The 20,291-nt window shown below is 34.9% G+C and carries 16 protein-coding genes and 1 tRNA gene; 3 read left to right on the forward strand and 14 right to left on the reverse strand.

Annotated elements, in window-relative coordinates; genetic code table 11:
- From QWY86_RS12935 to QWY86_RS12955, 5 genes are all read right to left on the reverse strand, one after another.
- Positions 1 to 972 carry a glycoside hydrolase family 43 protein gene (locus QWY86_RS12935; RefSeq protein WP_290242746.1) on the reverse strand — a complete coding sequence of 324 codons (972 nt, stop codon included), beginning with the start codon at positions 970 to 972 and terminating at the stop codon, positions 1 to 3.
- A gap of 33 nt (positions 973 to 1,005) precedes the next feature.
- On the reverse strand, positions 1,006 to 2,934 hold the full coding sequence (locus QWY86_RS12940) for a glycoside hydrolase family 97 protein (RefSeq protein ID WP_290242747.1): 1,929 nt from the start codon (positions 2,932 to 2,934) through the stop codon (positions 1,006 to 1,008).
- A 163-nt stretch (positions 2,935 to 3,097) separates the two neighbouring features.
- On the reverse strand, positions 3,098 to 7,132 hold the full coding sequence (locus QWY86_RS12945; RefSeq protein ID WP_290242748.1) for a hybrid sensor histidine kinase/response regulator transcription factor: 4,035 nt from the start codon (positions 7,130 to 7,132) through the stop codon (positions 3,098 to 3,100).
- A gap of 673 nt (positions 7,133 to 7,805) precedes the next feature.
- On the reverse strand, positions 7,806 to 8,219 hold the full coding sequence (locus QWY86_RS12950; RefSeq protein ID WP_290242749.1) for a DUF3570 domain-containing protein: 414 nt from the start codon (positions 8,217 to 8,219) through the stop codon (positions 7,806 to 7,808).
- A gap of 659 nt (positions 8,220 to 8,878) precedes the next feature.
- Positions 8,879 to 9,178: a peptidase associated/transthyretin-like domain-containing protein gene (locus QWY86_RS12955; RefSeq protein ID WP_290242750.1), complete on the reverse strand. Its 300-nt coding sequence runs from the start codon at positions 9,176 to 9,178 to the stop codon at positions 8,879 to 8,881.
- A gap of 237 nt (positions 9,179 to 9,415) precedes the next feature.
- On the opposite strand from QWY86_RS12955, the gene QWY86_RS12960 reads away from it, so the two are divergent.
- Together QWY86_RS12960 and QWY86_RS12965 are read left to right on the forward strand one after the other, a co-directional pair.
- Entirely contained in the window at positions 9,416 to 10,480 is a 1,065-nt protein-coding gene (locus QWY86_RS12960) for a sensor histidine kinase (protein WP_290242751.1), read from the forward strand.
- Entirely contained in the window at positions 10,477 to 11,190 is a 714-nt protein-coding gene (locus QWY86_RS12965; RefSeq protein WP_290242753.1) for a LytR/AlgR family response regulator transcription factor, read from the forward strand. Before QWY86_RS12960 ends, QWY86_RS12965 begins: the two co-directional genes overlap by 4 nt.
- Before the next feature lie 21 nt (positions 11,191 to 11,211).
- Here the strand turns inward: QWY86_RS12965 and QWY86_RS12970 are convergent, their stop codons facing one another.
- The 9 genes from QWY86_RS12970 to QWY86_RS13010 all read right to left on the reverse strand — a co-directional run bounded on the left by QWY86_RS12970 (position 11,212) and on the right by QWY86_RS13010 (position 19,642).
- Positions 11,212 to 12,054: a phytoene/squalene synthase family protein gene (locus QWY86_RS12970; protein WP_290242754.1), complete on the reverse strand. Its 843-nt coding sequence runs from the start codon at positions 12,052 to 12,054 to the stop codon at positions 11,212 to 11,214.
- Between the two features lie 480 nt (positions 12,055 to 12,534).
- A complete protein-coding gene (locus QWY86_RS12975) occupies positions 12,535 to 12,720 on the reverse strand; it encodes a CsbD family protein (protein WP_290242755.1) in 186 nt (61 codons plus the stop codon).
- 53 nt (positions 12,721 to 12,773) lie between these two features.
- The gene (locus QWY86_RS12980; protein ID WP_290242756.1) at positions 12,774 to 13,160 is read right to left on the reverse strand and encodes a hypothetical protein; all 387 of its coding nucleotides are present in this window, start codon (positions 13,158 to 13,160) and stop codon (positions 12,774 to 12,776) included.
- Positions 13,161 to 13,184: 24 nt separating this feature from the next.
- A complete protein-coding gene (locus QWY86_RS12985; RefSeq protein ID WP_290242757.1) occupies positions 13,185 to 14,261 on the reverse strand; it encodes a hypothetical protein in 1,077 nt (358 codons plus the stop codon).
- Positions 14,262 to 14,286: 25 nt separating this feature from the next.
- Complete coding sequence (locus tag QWY86_RS12990; RefSeq protein ID WP_290242758.1) at positions 14,287 to 14,868, reverse strand: hypothetical protein; 582 nt, start codon at positions 14,866 to 14,868, stop codon at positions 14,287 to 14,289.
- Between the two features lie 16 nt (positions 14,869 to 14,884).
- Positions 14,885 to 16,159: an OmpA family protein gene (locus QWY86_RS12995; RefSeq protein ID WP_353958920.1), complete on the reverse strand. Its 1,275-nt coding sequence runs from the start codon at positions 16,157 to 16,159 to the stop codon at positions 14,885 to 14,887.
- A gap of 300 nt (positions 16,160 to 16,459) precedes the next feature.
- Complete coding sequence (locus QWY86_RS13000; protein WP_290242760.1) at positions 16,460 to 17,179, reverse strand: LytR/AlgR family response regulator transcription factor; 720 nt, start codon at positions 17,177 to 17,179, stop codon at positions 16,460 to 16,462.
- Between the two features lie 270 nt (positions 17,180 to 17,449).
- A complete protein-coding gene (locus QWY86_RS13005) occupies positions 17,450 to 19,090 on the reverse strand; it encodes a sensor histidine kinase (protein WP_290242761.1) in 1,641 nt (546 codons plus the stop codon).
- A 478-nt stretch (positions 19,091 to 19,568) separates the two neighbouring features.
- Positions 19,569 to 19,642 (reverse strand) — tRNA-His (locus QWY86_RS13010).
- 175 nt (positions 19,643 to 19,817) lie between these two features.
- Here QWY86_RS13010 and rnhA point away from each other — a divergent pair.
- Positions 19,818 to 20,291: a ribonuclease HI gene (gene rnhA, locus QWY86_RS13015; protein WP_290242762.1), complete on the forward strand. Its 474-nt coding sequence runs from the start codon at positions 19,818 to 19,820 to the stop codon at positions 20,289 to 20,291.

The raw sequence follows: 20,291 nt of genomic DNA on the forward strand, positions 1-20,291 counted from the left end.
TTATTTAGCTTCACCAACACCTTCAGAAGTCATCACAATACGTTTAATTGTACCATCATTATTATAATGCAAATAATCGATGCAAACCGACCGACGATAGCTGCCACCATCATTATTGATTGCACCGTTATGGTATACAAAATAAGATTTGCCCTTAAAATCGATTATTGATTGATGGTTGGTATTGGAATTGCCTGCAATTTCATTTAAAATGCCTTTATATTCCCAGGGCCCAATTATATTTTTACTCATGGCATAAACTATTTTTTCGGGAAATCCAGTCGCATAAGATAAGTAGTACCAATCTTTTCTTTTATGAACCCAAGGTGCTTCGGTAAATGCTGGCAAATTTACCAATTGAATTGGTCCATCAAATTCTACCATGTTTTGTTTTAGTTTAGCGTAATAACATTGTGTATTCCCCCAAAAAAGATATGCCTGCCCGTCATCATCAATAATTACGCTTGGGTCTATATCATCCCAGGTAATTTTGGTTGCAGTAGTCATATCATTAGTTACCAATGCCTTGCCAATGGCATCTTTAAAAGGTCCGCGAGGATTATCTGCTACAGCAACGCCTATTGATTTACCAGGTATAGTGGCATGTTCTGTTGCTACAAACCAAAAAAACTTCCCATCCCGTTCTATAACCTGCGATGCCCATGCATCGCCTTTCGACCAGCTAAAATCTTTATAATTTAAAGGCGATTTATGCGCTTTCCAATTAATCATATCTGCTGATGAATAACAAAGCCATTCATTCATTTCATAGTTGTTCTTGGTTTTAGGCGCTACATCATGCCCCGCATACAGATAAACAGAGTCGCCATAAACGTAAGCTGCTGGGTCTGCGGTATATTTATCCGTAATTATAGGATTTCCTTTAGCTGTTATAACTTGCTGGGCATTAACCGAAAACACACCAAATCCCGTTAAAAGGTGAAAAACTGCTATTTTAATTAAATTCTTCATTATATGTTAGTATTTGATTTCGACTGATGCAATTTACTCTACAACAGCAACGAAGCCACCAAATGGTTTAATTGTAATTTCAGTAGTTTTTAAATATGGTGCAGTTTTCTTGAAAGAAAATTCAGTAGCCCCGTCAGTTATTAGCGTTGCTCCAATTTTCCCAAATTTTGAAAAATCAATCTTTACAGTTTTGTTTTCCTGTTCTGCATTAATACCAGCCAAATACCATTTATCGCCCGATTTGCGAGCCATAATCACATATTTACCTGGATAGCCATCAATAAATTTTACATCGGTAAAAGAAGCAGGAAAATTTTGAAGGTGCGTTTTTACATAATCAGGAACAGTTGCTATTCCTTCGGGTGTTTCGGCTAAATGTTGCACACCAGATTGAAAAATTACAGGCAAGGCAAGTTCGAAAGCGCTGCTTGTTTTCCTGTTGATATTCGGGATTTTGGTAAGCGTCATGGGTGTAAAATCCATAGGGTCGAAAACATTCCGTGTAAATGGAATTGTGGTGGCATGGTATGGTGCTTCGTTTGCGTTATTTTGGTCGAATGTTATAAATTCCATCCCCTTTATCGATTCCATGGTAACTAAATTTGGGTAAGTTCGTTGCCAACCTCTTGGCAGGGTTGCGCCGTGGCAATTTACGCTCAATCCAAATTTTGCTGCATCTTCAAAAATCTCCAGGTAATACTTAATCATTGATTGCCCATCGCCACCAAAAAAATCGACCTTAATGCCTTTGATGCCCATTTTTTGAAGCAAAGCGAATTCTTTAAGCCTGTTATCTTTTGTCGTAAGTTTATTTTTTGGCGTGTATTTTACAGTATTCCAATCGCCAGCAGAATTATACCATAAAATTAAACCTACGTTTTTAGATTTTGCATAATTAGCAAGTTCCTCCATTTTCCCGTAGCCAATTTTAGTATCCCAATCCACATCAATTAAGCAATATTCCCATTTCATATCGGCAGCGAAATCTATAAATTTCTTTTGCACATCGTAAGTAATCGAGTTATCCTTTAAAATTATCCAGCTCCAAGATGCTTTACCCAATTTAAAATCGGCAGGATTAATATTTGGTTTCTGTGGGTAAGCCAAATCGGTTCCTAAGCTAGATTCTGTTATTGTTTTTAAACGTCCAACGGCAATAATTCTCCACGGCGTAAACCAGGGCAAAGCCGATTCTGGATTCACGTTGCTGCCTGTAAATGCTTCACGTTTATCTGGAAAGCCAATTTCATAATTCCCATTGGGAGAATTTTGCTTTAAACGTGTGGCACAGTAATTTTCATCAAGTCCAGTTTCAGAAATTAATACCCAATTATCCTGAGTATGAAAAAGCGCAGGAAAAACCCAACCTGCAGTTGTTGGAGCAGCTTCGCCAACATTAATTGCTTTCTTGTAATATTCTTCGTAAGATGGATTTGTACTTTCCCAACCTGTTTTTGCCACGCTCATTGGCTGTAACCAGGCTTTTGTGCTATCTAAAAAATTAAAGGATGTTTTTTCTGATAAAATCTGTTTGGTCGCTGCATCTTTTTCTGGAAAATAATAGCGAAATGCCACTCCATCATTAGAAACCTGAAAAATTACATCGATTTTTTTACCTAAAGCAGTTTTTAAATGAAAGATTCTTTTGTTTGCATTATACTGATTTTGCAATCTCTTGGAATTTTGTAAAGTGTAGGTATCTGTAACCGTACTAATGTTTGAAACAGAGAGTATCGACAATTTCTGAGAAAAATCTTCATCGTTTCTAACTAAACCCAAAGCCGAATTTTCTAAAACAGTTTTATTTTGATGATTAACCGTATATAAGGCTTTTCCGTTTAATACCGCAACGGTAGCAGAGAGATTATTATCAGGACTTGCAATTAAATATTTATTCTGCGCTTGTAGGAATTTATTTCCAAGTATTGATAAAAAAAATAAGAGGGTAAACTTTTTGAACATAATTTTTGAGGTTGAGAAAATGAGCACTTCTGATGTGATACTGATTTTTCTCCAGTTATATTTGGTTACTCGAAGTACTATATTTTAAACCTCAAAAATAGGGGGTTAAATCATACTTTACAGGGGGTATTTTGGTAAAAAGCATTTTTCCGCTCCTTTTATTTCACATAAGAGAATTTAGATTATAGTACTTATGAAATGTCTTTCGGTGTTTTTTAACAAATTCTGAAGGCGTTAAATTAAATAATTTCTGAAAATGCGCTCTAAAATACTTCACATCGTTTATTCCAACTCTAAAAGCAGCTTCGTTAATGTTTAAGTTTGTGTTTATCAATAATTCTGCAGCCTTTCGTAATCTGATAAACCGAACAAAGCCACTAATGGATTGACCTGAAGTAGTTCTGATTCGTTTATAAAGGTTTGAATGGCTCATGCCTAATGCCGATGCTAATATCTTAACGTTGAAGTTTTCTTCCATTAAATTATCTTCAATTATATTAATACATTTCTGCAAAAAAACTTTGTCTTCCTGAGATACCTTTTGTGCATCTGATTTCAACGTGATTTCGTTATAAAAATAAGATTGCAAATTTTGCCTGTTCTTGATTATGCCGTTAATTTTTGCCGAAAAAAGTTCTTTATCAAAGGGTTTGGTTATAAAATCATAAGCACCTACTTCTATTCCGCTTAACCGTATTTCATCACTTGGGTCGGCGGTAAGCAGTATTACGGGTATATGGCTTAATTCAGAATCTTCCTTTATTGCTTTGCAAAGCTCTATCCCATTAAGTCCGTCCATATTAACATCAGATATTACGATATCTGGCAGAAAATCTTTACAAATTTTTAAACCATCTAAACCATTCGAGGCTTTGTAAATTTTAAACTTATCCTGAAAGATTTGATTGATATAATCGATGATTTCAGTATTATCATCAACCACTAAAATAGAGTGCAAATCGGATATTAATAATTCTATATTTTTTTTACTTTCTGCCTCAGCAGTTTCGCTAATTTCTCCATCATGCGCCATTAATTCATTTACATAGACCAAACCATTAGTTTCATCTTCTGGCAAATTAACACCTGGAGCATAGCCTAATGGCATTTCAACAGAGAAAGTTGTACCTCTATCCTTCACAGATGAAAAATATATTTTACCCTTATGTAATTCGACAAAAGTTTTAACCAAATATAAACCTATACCAAAACCTATTTTGAGCGATTCTTTACCCGCAGCTTTGTAAAATTTATCAAATAGTTTTTCGCCAACCTCTTTCGATATTCCTGCACCGTTATCGCTAACATCGATTTTAACATGCATACCATTTCTAAAAATTTTTAACTTCACCATTCCGCCTGGTGGCGTAAATTTCATTGCGTTTGATAATAGGTTAAATAAAACAATTTCAAGTTTATCGCGGTCGGCATAAATATCTATGGGTTCTTCATCGCACTCGAACGTATAATCTATGTTATTGTTCTTTGCCATGTATCCAAAACACAGAAAAATTTCTTTGGCAAACTTATTCAGGCTAATCTTAACCAGATTTAAAGCATCACTTTCATTCTCCATCTTCCTGAAAAGCAATAATTGATCTACGAGGCTTAACAAACGCTTCGAATTTCGGTAAACCATACTCAAATCATTCTTTTCCTGCCCTGCTTCTTTGGTGGTTAAAATATCCTTAATCGGATTTACAATTAACGTCAGCGGCGTTCTGAGTTCGTGAGAAATATTAGTAAAAAAATTAAGTTTCTTTTCATTCAAATCCTTCTCACGCTCCATTTTAAGGTTGGTAATCTCTACCTCGTGCTTTAAATTACGCTGTTTGTTTCTGTAGCGTTGAAATACGTAAAGTGCTACAGAAAAAATAATCAAATATAATGAATAAGCCCACCAGGTTCTATACCATGGAGGCAAGATATTTATGATAACTATACGCTCATTGTTAGTCCAGTTGCCTTCGGTATCGGTACTTTTTATGTGGAGTTTGTATTCGCCTTCATCAAGCCTTGAATAGTAAGCGGTAGAAATTTTATTAACATAATTCCAGGTTCTATCCCAACCTTCCAGATAATAGGCGTAAGATATTTGGTCTTGAAATGAAAATTCGATGGCAGCATAATCTACAGAAATCACCGCTACATTATAAGGAATTGATATTTGTTGAAGATTTACAACCGATACATTTTTGTAAGCAGAATCCTTATCAATGGGAATATTATTGATTCTGAAATCTGTTAATACAATTCTTGGTATTCTACGGTTTTGTTTTATTTTTTCGGGATAAAAAAGATTAAATCCATCGATACCTCCGAATAATAATGCGCCATCTTTTAGTTTTAAACCTGCATTATAGTTAAACTGATTACTTTGCAAACCGTCAGAAGTGTAATAATTTTTAAAATTTCTGCTTTTTAAATTATACTGTGAAATGCCATTGTAAGTGCTGCACCATAGGTTGTTATTACCATCGGGTAGAATATTTAAAACCGAGCTACTTGGCAGGCCATCCTGTTGAGCATAACGTGTGAATTTTCCAGTTTGGGAATTGAAACACACTAACCCACCACCTTCAGTACCAATCCATAGCATATCTTTAGCATCCTGGATGATGGACCGGATTGCCATATTCATATTAAAATAGGTATGTTTTTTATAAGTTCTGTCTATTTTAATAAGTTGAGTATAATTTCCAGCCCAAAGGTTTCCCTTATCATCTTCAAAGATGGCATGAATATCTTTCAGGCGATTATCAAACAGTTCGAATTTATCTGATAAATTATTATACAAATATAAAGCGCCTCCTCTTGTTGTACCAGCCCAAATGTTCTTCTTCTTATCTTGATATAACTTCCAGATATTTATATCATCAAAACCCTTTTCGGTATTGTGGCAGGCGTAATGTTTAAATTTGCCTAACTGCTTGTTAAACCGGTCGATACCTCCGCTAAAGCTACCTACCCAAATATTGCTATTATAATCGCAAAGAATGCTTGTGATAAAGTTGCTTTTCAGCGAACCTGCATCAGCAGTTTTATTATAATTTGTAAAGGTGTTGAGCTTTCTGTTCCATACACTTAAGCCGCCACCATCTGTACCAATCCAAACATTTTGAGTGCTATCTTCGCTAAAAGAAAGCACGAAATTATTTATTAAAGAATTTTTGTTTAGCGGGTCTCTTTTAATGGTTTGAAACTGCGCACTTTCCTGGTCTATAATGTTAACGCCGCCCCTAAGTGTTGCAATCCATTTTCTATTTTGATTATCTTGCACAACCTGCCCAATCGAATTACTGGTCATAAAGCCTTTCTCCCGACCAACGGGTAAACTTTTCAAAACATTGTTATTTGTATTTAATACCCTTAATCCATTCCCATCGGTAGATACCCAAAGCTTTCCTTCTGCATCTAGCATCAAACTCATAATATTATCTGCTAGCGAATAATGTGCTGCAGGTTTTAGAACCTTTGTAATTTTATTAAATTGATACAGTCCATGTTCCGAACCGATCCACAGCCAATCATCTTTCCCTTTTATAATGCTGGTTGCGTTTCTAACAGTAGCATTAACCAAATTAATTTTATTAGTATGTAGATTGTAGTTACACAAACCGTAATCTTTTGCAAAAAACCAAATCGTTTGTTGTTCATCAACACACAGTGCTTTTATAGAAAATGATTTTTTTGACTTGATAGTAACACTTTCTGCAACATCTTTCCCTTTTCTTAAAACAAAAACCCCATGCTCATCGGTTGCTATAAAAACATTTGCATGATTATCAACCGCGATGGCATTTACAGAAAAAGAGAAATTTAAACTTTGGCCATTTGCCAGATATTTTAATGTATGAAATTTTGAATCTGAATAATTATAATATGAAACTCCCTTCTGCGTACCAACCCAAACCTTGTTTTTATCACCATTAAGTGCGGTTATATGGTTGTTAACCAGCGAATTTTCGACTTCCCAATTATTTCTAAAAACCTTAAAATTGTAACCATCGTAACGATTTAAGCCATCATATGTACCCATCCACATAAATCCAAAACGGTCAAGGTACAAGGAATTTACAATGTTATTGGATAGACCATTTTCTATACTGATATACTTAACTGATGGAGCATTATTTTGAGCATAACTTTGTGCTGCATAAAATATCAGAAAAAGAAAAAAGAAAAAATTCTTTAACATTGGATTTTGATAGAGGGATTCAAATTTGGCTAAAGTCGAAGATACAAAATAAATGCATCCCTTATTTGCAAACAACAGCAACAATTGGTTTTAGAAGGAGAATATTATTGCTTAGATGGCCACTAAATTAACAATTTGATTTCCTAAATCATTTAACGTGACGGTATAGAATTATGAAGACATAAGAGTTAACACCACCAAAACCACCACAATTCAAGAATATTCATTTGGTAAACTACAATGTAAGAGAACATAACTGGGGATTTTTCATAAACCAAGTTTGTGATACTGGACGCCGGAGGAATTTCATCCATTAAGATGCTTAATTCCTTGGAGGCATTAAGATACAATTTCCAAACTGAAGGAAAATGTGGCCATTTATTATTTACACAATAGGACAGATTTTGCAGAAACGCCAGCGGGATTTACCAAAGAACATGGTCTCTCTGGGCATTTTAGTAATATACTTTCCTTTAGCAATGTTGCAAATTTACTTCCGTAGTTCATAGAAGAATATAAACCGTAAGTAGTCTTGAAAAGATTTATTAAACCTAAACAAATCATTATTGGTGAGAGCCTAAACGGTTTGTCTGAAACAACAGGCATCACAAGATATATTTTGTGAAGCCTGTTAGATTATTTATGCTCTATTCCCTTAGAACTAAATATACAGCTACTTAAACTTGAGATTTAAGGAGATAATATTTGATGTCAAGGCAGTAGATCGGGAATAATGCCCATATCGAAGCTCAAGCGTATTTAGTCGCTGCCAGCCGAAAACTCCTTTAGGCGGAGAAAATTTAATGCCTGCACCATAGAAGTCGCTGGTTAGCGTAGATAGGTCATAATCACTGGTGAAATACTGTTCCGAAGCTTGATGCTGACCATAAGGCGCAAAGTATTTAGTGCCAACCTGATTATTATACCTGTAGAATGGACTTACTGAAAAGAAAGCATTAATCTTTATCGGAACTTCAAGTTCGGCTGTATGCGCTCGGATTCCCCAGTTATCCATGTAATACCTCCAAAAAGTACGTTCAATGCTATTTTGAAGGCTAAGTTCGTCTTCTACAAGGAGAATTTTCATAATATCAAATATGTATTAAGATATTGAAGACAATTTTAAGTTTTGATGAAAATATTAAAAATTTAAAAAATAATCTGCAAAATGGTTTAACCTAAAATTGTCTTCAAAATTTGATGTTTCTTTAACAAAGAATCTAACCATGCTAAGTAGCTGCAATTTGGTTAATAATCCTAACGAATAACAAAAATAGGATTTGATTTTAGACTGATTTCTGACCGTTGATATCTATTTATTCGGGTTTTATGACTTGGGGTAAAATAATGCTAAATTTCAATAGCATGGATGATGATTGTTCCAAGATATGATAACCATTATTATCCTTTCACATTTTTAAAATTTCGAGCCAAAGTATTTGCATAAAGCAGTATCTAGAAAATCTGGTCACATTAAGCCTTATAACCCCTTCTCCATAATTTACTATTTCTGAAGTCAGAAACTTACAACAAACCTATTTTTGATGCTTGCTCAGAATGGACTGATTAACAACTTAAAATACTCCTTATAAAACAATAGAAAGATCAATGAACCCAATAAAATTCAAACAAGACTCCAAATGAAGGAATAATGTTCCCAGAATCGGGGTTAAGTTTTTTTGGAATGCCATTATTCCATTGGTTCGTAAAGGCTGCCCGTTGGTAGTCGCAAAGGCATAATTATCTTCAGTGCGTTAGAAAAGAAGCCAAAAAGGTCGTTTTTTTTTTGGAAAGCGGACCTTCAAGCGTCAATACAGATTCGGTTAAACTTAATAGTTTATAAGTACCTACAGGTATTGTTATTTTGAATTTCCCTGTCGAATCAGAACTGGCGCTAACAAGCGAATCGTTTAAACTGATGGTTACCTTGCTTAAAAGTTCATTTGTTCTATCCTGAACTGTACCGATAATTACCCCAGTTCTTTGAGCAAAGAGATTTAAACTTATTAACATCAGTAAACTGAAGAAGATATATGATACTTTCACTGAAAATGAGATTAGGTTATTTTTTGTCTTCCAAATCTAACTTCTGAGTGTATGATAAACTGGCTTTTTATACCAAACCAGCGATTTATTATATTAATCCGTGTTAAGAACATACTAAATTTTTACATTGAAACTAAATATGCTGGATATTGAACTTGGTATAAACAGTTGGGCAGTTGATATGAAAATCGAAAATCATATAGATATTAATAATACTTTTATGCTGTTATAAGGAATATGATTATCAGCAACCAGGAACATTTAGACCAGATTTCTTCCCGATTGGATTTATTTACACACCGTAAATATAGCTATTACAGGCATATCGGTATATGGATAACTTACTGGCTGATTTTTATCATAAGCTACGAAAGTCCGAATGCAGTTGAACCTTATGCCACTTATTTTAAAATCGGCATATCCTTTACCCTATTTATTCAGGCTTATTTAAATATGTACTGGTTGGTGCCTGTTTATCTATTCAGGAAGAAATTTGTTATTTATCTGACCGTTCTTTTAGTCATGCTCATATCTTTCAGTTTAATTATTGGTCTGGCAGGATTTCTAATGCGTGAGCTCGAACTTAAATATGCCCCAAAACAACTGTTTGACCCAAAGCCAACAATGTATTTTGCATTTGCATTAGTTTTTGTGGCAGCATCATCGGCTATAAAATTTTTCCAACGCTGGATTGAAGACACGCGTGAAATCACGGAACTTACCCAGGTTAACATCCGTTCAGAACTGGAACAGCTTAAAAATCAGGTAAACCCACATTTTTTGTTCAACATGCTAAATAATGCAAATGTGCTGATTGGCAAAGATCCTCATAAAGCATCGCAGGTATTGATGAGTTTGAGCGATTTGTTACGTTACCAGTTGTATGATAGCGCAAGGCCTGAGGTATTGCTAACTTCAGATATCAATTTTTTAAATGACTGTTTAAATCTGGAAATGATCCGAAGGGATCATTTTGATTTTATCATTTCTAAAGAAGGAAATCTGAGTGGTATTCAAATTCCGCCGTTTTTGTTTATTACATTTGTAGAAAATGCCATCAAACACAGTCAGGATGCCGATAAACCTTCTTATGTGCAAGTTTATTTCGATACAACAGATGGCTGGATTAATTTCAAATGTGTCAATTCTAAACCTATAAATTTGATAAGCAACAATAATGCTGGTGGCTTGGGACTGGTGAATGTAAGGCGTCGTCTTGAGCTTATTTTTGGTGCACATCATAAGCTTAAAATTTCTGAAACCAAAGATATATACACGGTTAAACTTGCTATTAAATTATGAAATGTATAGTTGTTGATGATGAACCTTTGGCCAGGGAAGCGATTAAGCAGCTCATAGCCAACATTCCTGTGCTCCAGTTTGAAGCTGAATTTTCCCATGCGGAAACTGCAGGAAGCTATTTAAAAGCCCATACTATTGATCTCATTTTTTTAGATATACAAATGCCTGGAGCGGATGGACTTTCCTTTGCCCGTTCGATTAGCGGTGAAACCCAGATTATTTTTACAACAGCCTTTAGTCAATATGCACTGGAAAGTTATGAGCTTGATGCAGTAGATTATTTGCTTAAGCCCATTAAACCCGAAAGATTTAAAAAGGCGGTAGAAAAGTCCATATCCTATCAAAACCTTTTAAAAAGCGATGCAGCCCAGGTTGATCAGATAAATCAGGAATATTGCTTCATCAGATCTGAAAAAAGGATAATGAAGGTTTCCTTTGCTGATGTTCTTTTCGTTGAAGGATTAAAAGATTACGTTATCATGCACACGAAATCACAAAAAATTATAACGGCGATGAATATCAAAACCATACAAGGTCAATTGCCGAAAGATATTTTCATCAGAATAAGTAAATCTTATCTAATCAATAAAGGAAATATTGATTATTTTGACAACAATACGGTTTACATAGAGCAACATGAGATTCCGATAGGAAATTCTTATCGCGAATTCTTTTTTGACATTATTAAAAAGGATTTGCTGAGTAGATAAATTACAAAACAAATAGCTTTTTTAAAATATTTTGATAGAATAACGGATGCGGGCTTCCACCATCAGTAATAATTTTTTCCAGTTAGAAATCCTGATTCTTCTTGATAATAGTTGATCTGGCTTTTCCTTTTTTATCAACAAAAATAATTTGAGGTAATAGATATAGGCCAGATAAACGCCCATACCAGAAGATACTGGCAAAGCCTTTATTCCTTTTAAAGCGGCATCAAATTCAGTTTCAATTTCCCTTTCTATATTTAGCTTGTCTGCTTTGTTTAACTGTGCCGAATTTATTGCTGGAAAATATGAACGGTTCAATTGCTGATAATCTGCGTTTAAATCTCGCAGGAAATTTACTTTTTGAAAAGCAGAACCAAGCAGCATCGCCGATGGCTTGAGCTGCTCGTATCGATTATTATTCCCATTGATAAAAACCTTTAAACACATCAAACCCACAACCTGTGCAGATCCAAGAATGTATTGATCGTATTGACTTTCATTGAAATTAACTGGAGAAAGATCCATTTCCATGCTATTTAGAAAACATTCGATTAACTCATAGTCGATATTATATTCGTTAACTGTTTTTTGAAAAGCATTTAGAATGGGATTTGAACTGATCTTTCGTTCGATTGCTTTATAACAATCCTTTCTGAATTCAGACAATAATGCTGATTGCTCAAAGCCATCAAAACTATCAACAATCTCGTCTGCCAGCCTCACAAAACCATAAATATTGTAAATGGGTTGCCTTAATGATTTATCAATGAATTTTATTCCCAGAGAAAAACTGGTACTGTAAAGCCTTGTTGTATTTTTACTGGTGATTTCTGAAAGTTTATCAAAAATGGCTTTATTTATCATTCGTTATAACAAAAATTAGTCCTGATTCTCTTTTTAAAATCCTATTAAAACAATAAAAAGTACAGTCATCATCTCAAATATATGCCTATCCAAACAAAATCTATAGCAATTTATACCAAATTGCCTGTACATTATACCAATGAGAATCTTGTACATATAAATAAATTTTGGTTTTCAAGTTTATTTATATCGACAGTACCTTACTGACAATCGGCATAATGCTGAGAAGGGAAAAAGCGATAGAAATTTCTTAACCATTTTGAACTGGCCTTATCTGTAAAGATGCAGGTAGGCCTAACCTTGGATTCGAAAACTAAAATTAAAAATGGACGGTATATGAAAGTATGGTAACGGGCCTTTAAAAAAGCTATGAATGAAAGAAACAATAAAAGAATGTTAGGATATAAGTGATTATAGTACTAACCTGTGAAACCAAGCAAAAACAGGCTTCCAAGTTAATGGAAGCCTGTTAATTACTCTCTACAATGATTTTAACCAATCGGTAATCTGCTCACGGGTTTTACCTGTTTTTTGCTGGAGTTTGCCGTAAAGCTCATCCTCTTTACCATCTTCATACTTCAAATCATCATCAGTTAAATCTGCGTAAGCTTGTTTTACTTTTCCTTTAAGCTCATTCCAAGCGCCTTTTAATTCTAATTTGTCCATTGTTTTTTTATTTTAGGTTGAATATTTTTCGTTAGCTTATTAAATTCTAAATATTATTTCGGAATATCTTTAGAAGCGTAAACACTGTCTACAACATATCTGCTGAAACCTCGCCATGGCAAGTTATTTTTATATTCCTTGTAGTGCAATTCGTAAAATTTTCCGCTATTGCCCATCATCTGCTGCGCTATATTTTCATCCGAAACAGAGAATTCAAATTCGTTATTTTCCAAGGTGCCGGTTTGCCTGGAGCGGATTCCACTTTGGATAAGCTTTCCCTCATTAGTTTTGAAGATATAACCCTTTTTAACAATGTAATTTAGTTCACCGGCTTTTACGCCTTCACCAAAAACAAAGAAGTATTTGTAGTAGATTATGAATCCAATTACCAGCAGCGCTATTACTGCGAAAATGCTTCCAATTTTTTTTCCTCTGGTCATAATTAAAATTTAAGATTTAAGGTTTTATATGCTTTCTTTTGGTATTTCTTGAACAATTGTAAGCCTCTTATTTGAAGCAACGATGGCCCCGAAACTTGCACTTACCGCTCCTAACAGCATTCCGAATAAAGAGAATAATGCAAATTTTGAAAGTGCCGACGCCATCTCATCACCAACTTCTCTGGCTTTTGCCTCTGCCTGCACCTTAACTTCCTGAACCTTTTCTCTGGCAGTTTTAATTGTAGTTATCCAGTTACCTACGATTTGTTCAGATTCAGCCTCGCTTTTTCCAGTTCTATTTTTCACGATATTTACCAAAGCCTCTTTATCTGCTGCTTCAAATGTAGAATCATTCTGAGAAAACAGTTTCGAAAACAATGCATCTACTCGCTGCTCTGCTTCCTGTGGATTTTCCAAGATAGCTTTTCCTGTAGATTTGCCTTGACCTGAGGCCCGATCTAATTTTTTATCCAAATTGGCAGGTTGTAATTCTTTCTTTTCAGTCTGCTTCAATAAAAGTTCAGCTTCTCTTTTCATTTTTCCGAAAGTACTTTCATCTACACCCAATTGGTCTTTAATCATATTACCAGCTTCTGGTGCTACCGCTTTTATGCCCTCTCCTGCAAGCGAAAGCCCTTTAGTGATTACAGAGCCAGCGCCACCTATAATTTTTCCTACTGATGAGGTGATTAAATACATGTTTAGAAAGGTAAGCAAGCACCATGTTAGTAAGCCATGAAGCACTAAATCAGTTTTTTGGATATGGTTTGAAAACCATCCTGCAACCCAACCTCCTGTAAAAACAGAGATTAGCATACTTACAATCCACCAGATTAATGCGCCAATGCCTAATCCGCTAAACGGCTTCGCCTCATCCATTGGGTTAATACTTCCAAAACCAATACCCAGGCCTAAAAAGCTTAACAAAATTTGAACTGCAATTGCTATGAATACACCTGCAATTATTGCTCCCCACGAAAGACGATTGATAAATCCCAATACAGATCTGTCTTCTGTAGTACGAATATTTTTTTCCATTTTATTATAATTGGTTAGGTAATGATGAATGTAAAATTTCTCTTTCAAGAAAGCTGCTCCCATAGAAGCAGCTTATTAAATTTTTATATTAGTTATTGATGTCACTCTTAACTTTGTTGGCAGTTCTTTGGCCTGGTAAATAAATTTGAAATCCGAATGATAGATTAAGATTGTTTTGCGTGGTTGAACTACCAAAACCTACCAAACCATTGTATTTCAATAAGGTTTCTAAACCGATATTTGGTGTAATGAAGTACGCAAAACCTGGCCCAACGCTTAGGTTTAGACCATTGGTATTACCACCGCCTTTGCTTACATTAACACCACCAATACCAACCGTTGCTTCTGCGAACAGGCGACCATGGCGAAGTACTTCAACATCTTTTCCGGTGTAATAACGACCTAATGCACCTACCCCATAACTGGTTGTTGTGTTAGAGTTTTTTGCAGTTTCTAAGCCGAAATTTACATAACCACCCAATGCTACGTTATCTTGTATAAACCAGGCAGCTTTTGGAGTAATGTCTACACTGAAAATTTTTGGATCATCTAATCCTAGATTAATGTTGGTTAGGTTTCCACCCACCATTACATTTCCTTTTTGTATTTGGGCATTAGCTGCAAGAATTGTTGTTGCAGATATAATAACTGTTGCTAAAAACTTTTTCATGATTGATGATTATTGATTAGTATAAAGTGAATTCTACACGGCGATTTTCTTGTCTGCCAATTGCAGTTTTATTTGAAGAAATTGGTTGATCTGGCCCGTAGCCAGTTGTTTCTACTCTTGATGCATTTACACCCTGAGATACAAGATATGTTTTAACTGATTCTGCTCTTTCTTTCGATAAACGTAAGTTCAGTTCTCTTCCGCCCGTATTATCTGTATGACCAGCTAGTTTAAGACTAAAATTTTTCTCGATTAATAGCGATGCAACCCTGTTTAATGTTGCGTATGACTTAGCACGAATTGTTGATTTGCCAAGGTCGAATTCCAGATTCGAAATTGCATCTTTTACAATTTTACGGTCGGCCTCGGTTACTACTGTTGTTTCTTTTAAAATGGTTTGAGTAACTGTTAATGGACAACCTGAACCATCAACAACAGTTGCAGTCGGAGTTCCAGGGCACTTATCAAACTTATTTGCTACTCCATCATTATCATCATCGGCAAGATCTTTAGCATATTGTTCACGGTCTCTGGCAGCGTTTTGCTCAGCTGTAGATAAAGCATTTCTCAACTCGGCACTTTCTTCAGCACTTTGTTTGCGCAAATCTGCTACAGCGCTATAGTTTTGTAGTTGAGAATTCTCTTTATTTCCAAGAGAAAATTCAAGTCCTGCATGTGCATAAGAAAATCTGCTTTCGTGGTAAACATTTTTAACCGTTGGTGAAGACTTTATAAAGTTGATATCGTAACCAAGATCGATATTGATTCCCTTAGCTACACCAAACTTAAAACCAACACCTGTTGGAATAAACCATCCTTCTCTTTCAGTGAAAACATCAACGTTAGCTAATTTGGAATCTGATGACATATAGCCTGCACCAGCTTTTAAGTAAGGTATAAGCACGGCATTTTCAGTATTTAAGCTAAAGTTTGCAATATTTAAAACCGCTGTTAAAGAGCCCGACCAGTTAATTTTATTTCTTTGCTCAATTGTACTGGTTGTATTCAATGTTTTGATTTCTCCGCGAAGAAAATCGGCTTGAAGACCCAATGCTGGTAAAATTTGCTTTTTAATAAAACCTCCATACCCAATGCTTTTAAATTCATCGGCCTTTACACTTCCCCCACCCAAAAAGGTATTCTGACTTAATATACCACCATGTGCACCAATACTCCACGTTCTTAAAGATTGCTTGCCAAACCTACCTGCTGCGTTAGGCTCATCTTGTGCAAACAACTGGCTTGAAAGGCTTAAAAAGCCAATAGCCATCATCGATTTTGTAAAATTCATATTCATTTTATTTTTCTTTGTTAATTATTATTTGCGTCTAAAACTTAAAGGTTTAATACCTTTTAAAATTGCCAAGTGAACAATCCGTATCATGGCGCACTCAATGGCAATATTTTTTATTAAATTAATGCTGCAAAAGATAGCCTATCAGCATTTTCATTTTTGATAAACCATCGCATTGCTAAATAATAATGACCAAAGAAAAGAATAAGGATTATGGTCGGGAAATGGGTTCGACAGAAAGCCCAATCCATCCGACAGAAGGTTGATTTTAATCGTTAAGAGAAAAGTTGAATTAGCTTAGAGCCAGGTTTTGAAATGCGATCTGAATTGCGGTCTGTATTGGCTGGATACTGGAATAATGGCTTTTCCGATTTTAACCGTATAGTGCTGGATAGCATCAATTTTATCTAACGCGACAATAAAAGATCTATGAATGCGCATGAAACGATTTGCAGGCAAAAGACTTTCCATCGTTTTCATAGTAGATAAGGCTGTAATCATTTTACCCTCTTTTGTAAAAACCCTAATGTAATCTTTTTGACTCTCGCCATAAAGAATTTCATTAAATGGAACACGGATAAGCTCATGTTCTACTTTGAGAAAAACAAATTCTTCTGTACCCTGCTTTTGACTAATTGCTGATGAGTGATTTTTAGCTTTGAAAGCAGCCTTAAAAAAATCCTCGTAGGTAAAGGGCTTTAAAAGATAATCTATAGCATCAACTTTATAGCCTTCAGTTGCATAATCGCCAGAGCCACTAATGAAAATTATTCTTGGCATGTCCTTTCCATATTGGTCATAGAGAGATTTGGCGAAACTCATCCCATCAATGCCAGGAAGATTAATATCTAGTATGATAAGATCAATACTTAGTTTTCCGATTAAATCAATGGTTTCGACAGGATTGCTGTGGACAGATAAAAGCTCGAGAAAAGATGTTTCCCGAACGAAATCAGCTACATAATTACTAACCTCCGGGTCATCATCAATGATTATACAATTTAATTTAGTCCTCATAATATTGCTGGACTAGATGAAGTTGTTGGATTTGGTTTGTAACTGAGCATTAAGGGATTTATTATGCCTCAAAGGTAACTTTATCTTTGGAAATTAAAAATCTGAATACCTATTTTACTAATTGCGTGGCGATGTATATACGATTATTTACCATGCTGATTATTGGCAAGACCATGCTATTTCCCAATGTATTGAAAATAAAAGCTAAAATCGTTTTACAAAAAAATCTCTTCAATTATTCAATTTTTTATTTGCAAAATTCTCGAAAATCTATTTATAGGGAATGAAGAAACTTACTGTGCAACCCTCGCCTTCATCACTTTCAAGGGCTATACTACCACCTTGCTGATTAATAAGTTGACGGCATAGATAGAGTCCTAATCCAGTGCCTGGTTTTTTACCACCCGCCTGATAAAATTGCGTAAATAATTTCCCTTGCTTGCTCTTAGAAATACCTAATCCGGTATCTTTAACGACTACACTTAACAGAGGAAGATTATTTTCTTGTTGAATTTTAGCATATAAATCAATTGAGCCTTTATCTGTATATTTTATTGCATTACTTAATAAATTAATAAGTATTTGCTTAAGTCGCAAACTATCACCCTGAACTTGTATTATATCATTTCCTTCAAATTTGAAATTTAATTCAAGATTTTTTCGCTCTGCCATAAATCGCATGGCTTCTACAGAATCACTAATTGCTTCATATGGAGAAAATATAGATAAGTTAGCTTCATCTGGGTTTTGCTCAAACTTACTTACATCGAGTACGTTATTTACTGTTTCCAATAATAAAGATGAAGCTAAATTAATGGAAGTAACCTTATTTTCTTGGTCTTCTTTTAATTGGGTCCTTTTAAGCATAAAAACTGCACCATTAATTGCCATAAGTTTGTTTCGTATTTCGTGGCTCATAATAGCTAATATTTCAGATCGCTGACCAGCCAATCGAACCGCCCTTAAGTTTTCTCTGATATATCTTCTTTCTGCTAATGCAGCCTTGCGAATGTAGATAAGCAATAAAATGATAAATAGTAATACAAAAGCTGTTGCAACTGCGGTATAAATATTTAAGTCTCGTGAAGTTGATTTATATTCGTCAAGAATTTTTTCCCGACTTTGTTCGAAAGCCATACGATCTATAGCCTGTAAGTCTAACAGTACTTGTCTCAACTGGGTTAATAGGCTTAAGTTAGCCAAGATTAATTCCTGATTCGAATGCATCAGCCGACCGTATTGCTGCCCAAGTTGCTTAACCGATGCAGGATCTTCAGCATTAACTCTATTTTGCTCCTGTTGAGTACGTATGGTTACAACTTTAACTTTGGATTTGTTCTGTACGGCATCTTTAAGTCGTTCTATAAGGCCACTCTTAGCAGATTCTTTTCGCACAGATACAGCTGTATCTGCAGCAATAGTTGCTGAAGGATTGGAGGCATAATCTCTTATTGTATTAACGTTTGTTCTATTAAGCAAAAATGTAAACCTTTTTTGCAGATCAAACAACTGCTGAGAAACTTTAAGTTTTTGCTGCAGCGCATAAGCAATTTGTGCCTTGCTTTGCGAATTATCATTATTATCATTTGGTTTGTAATGATTTATAATGACGCCCATTTTAGAGAAAATTGAGTCAAGCTGTTGCTTATAAGCTATTAACTCACTCTCATTTCCATTAGAACTGGCTTGCCTAAAACTGTTTTCTGATAAATTTAAATCAAATAATAATTTGCTGATTTTAGGTTGATAACCAGGGTTACTGAGTTGGCCACTAAGTCTGTTTAATTTTAGATTTATAGTATGACGTAAAATATATGATCCACCGGCAATAATAAATGTAAAAACCAGAAAGATCATCAGCAATTTCCTGATTATTTGGGTGAAACTATTAGATTTTCGGTTGTCAACCATATTTTGTTGTGTTCATTTAATTAGCACTACTAACAACTATCTATAAAAAATAGTTTCAAAATTTAGTGCTGTTAAATTAAAGTATAAGTTTATTCTAAGTAGATTATACTCGATTCTCCTATGTTCCCCCGGCGAAAACCCAATGCTCATTATGAAATAGCATTATGTAGTAACAAAATATCTTTTAATTCTGTCAAGGATATTGGCAGTATTCTTTTGCAACAAAAGATAAAGCGGGTAGCCTGCCTTGAAAGAGACAGCATCAATATTTATACAATGAAAACGCTAAATTAGTGAAGCTGTATTTCTTAATATTCAAAATATCCTTAACGGAAGAAAAGTGATGAGTCAACAAATATCAATAACTGTAGCACTAATCCTAAGAGGACTTATAAAATATCCAAAATGGGATCTAACAAAGAATTAGGAACAAAAAAAATGGTCCAAAGTCTTCGAAAAAGACTTTGGACCAACAGGGGGTGGCTGATGGGGCTCGAACCCACGACCCTCGGTACCACAAACCAATACTCTAACCAACTGAGCTACAGCCACCGTATTTTTTAGTGTCACAAAAGTACGACTTTAAATAATTTTTGCAAATATTTTTTTCGAAAGAATTAAAACGATCAATTAAATAACTAATAATCAATTAATTTAATTTTAAAACATAATTCCAAAACACTTTAAACTCATAAATTAGCACTAAAAACCTACCTTTATACTGTTTATGATTGAAATTTACACAGACGGAGCAGCAAGCGGAAATCCCGGCCCTGGAGGTTACGGAACCATTTTAAGGGCTGGACAGCATTACAAGGAACTAAGCGGTGGTTTCAGAATGACAACCAACAATCGCATGGAATTGCTTGCCGTAATAAAGGGTTTGGAAGCGCTCAAAAGTTTAAATCAACAGGTAACAGTATATTCTGATTCTAAATATGTTGTAGACGCAGTCGAAAAAAAATGGGTATTTGGTTGGGTAGCAAAGAACTTTAAGGATAAGAAAAATAAAGACCTGTGGTTGCGTTTTCTAGAACTCTACAAATTACATAAAGTAAAATTTATTTGGATAAAGGGCCACAACGACCATCCTGAAAATGAACGTTGCGACCGTTTGGCTGTGGCGGCTTCGCATGATAAGCAAAACCTGGCTATAGACACCTTTTTTGAAGTAGAGCGAAATAAGGCTACCCTGCTATAA

It is taken from the genome of Pedobacter aquatilis (assembly GCF_030409415.1).
GTDB lineage: Bacteria > Bacteroidota > Bacteroidia > Sphingobacteriales > Sphingobacteriaceae > Pedobacter > Pedobacter aquatilis.

Excerpts from the sequence above, each read along its gene's own strand:
- rnhA (WP_290242762.1), top strand. The coding sequence starts at position 19,818 with ATGATTGAAATTTACACAGACGGAGCAGCAAGCGGAAATCCCGGCCCT.
- QWY86_RS12950 (WP_290242749.1), bottom strand. The coding sequence starts at position 8,219 with ATGAAAATTCTCCTTGTAGAAGACGAACTTAGCCTTCAAAATAGCATT.
- QWY86_RS12985 (WP_290242757.1), bottom strand. The coding sequence starts at position 14,261 with ATGGGAGCAGCTTTCTTGAAAGAGAAATTTTACATTCATCATTACCTA.
- QWY86_RS12935 (WP_290242746.1), bottom strand. The coding sequence starts at position 972 with ATGAAGAATTTAATTAAAATAGCAGTTTTTCACCTTTTAACGGGATTT.
- QWY86_RS12945 (WP_290242748.1), bottom strand. The coding sequence starts at position 7,132 with ATGTTAAAGAATTTTTTCTTTTTTCTTTTTCTGATATTTTATGCAGCA.
- QWY86_RS13000 (WP_290242760.1), bottom strand. The coding sequence starts at position 17,179 with ATGAGGACTAAATTAAATTGTATAATCATTGATGATGACCCGGAGGTT.
- QWY86_RS12965 (WP_290242753.1), top strand. The coding sequence starts at position 10,477 with ATGAAATGTATAGTTGTTGATGATGAACCTTTGGCCAGGGAAGCGATT.
- QWY86_RS12970 (WP_290242754.1), bottom strand. The coding sequence starts at position 12,054 with ATGATAAATAAAGCCATTTTTGATAAACTTTCAGAAATCACCAGTAAA.
- QWY86_RS12990 (WP_290242758.1), bottom strand. The coding sequence starts at position 14,868 with ATGAAAAAGTTTTTAGCAACAGTTATTATATCTGCAACAACAATTCTT.
- QWY86_RS12995 (WP_353958920.1), bottom strand. The coding sequence starts at position 16,159 with ATGAATTTTACAAAATCGATGATGGCTATTGGCTTTTTAAGCCTTTCA.
- QWY86_RS13005 (WP_290242761.1), bottom strand. The coding sequence starts at position 19,090 with ATGGTTGACAACCGAAAATCTAATAGTTTCACCCAAATAATCAGGAAA.
- QWY86_RS12980 (WP_290242756.1), bottom strand. The coding sequence starts at position 13,160 with ATGACCAGAGGAAAAAAAATTGGAAGCATTTTCGCAGTAATAGCGCTG.
- QWY86_RS12975 (WP_290242755.1), bottom strand. The coding sequence starts at position 12,720 with ATGGACAAATTAGAATTAAAAGGCGCTTGGAATGAGCTTAAAGGAAAA.
- QWY86_RS12940 (WP_290242747.1), bottom strand. The coding sequence starts at position 2,934 with ATGTTCAAAAAGTTTACCCTCTTATTTTTTTTATCAATACTTGGAAAT.
- QWY86_RS12960 (WP_290242751.1), top strand. The coding sequence starts at position 9,416 with ATGATTATCAGCAACCAGGAACATTTAGACCAGATTTCTTCCCGATTG.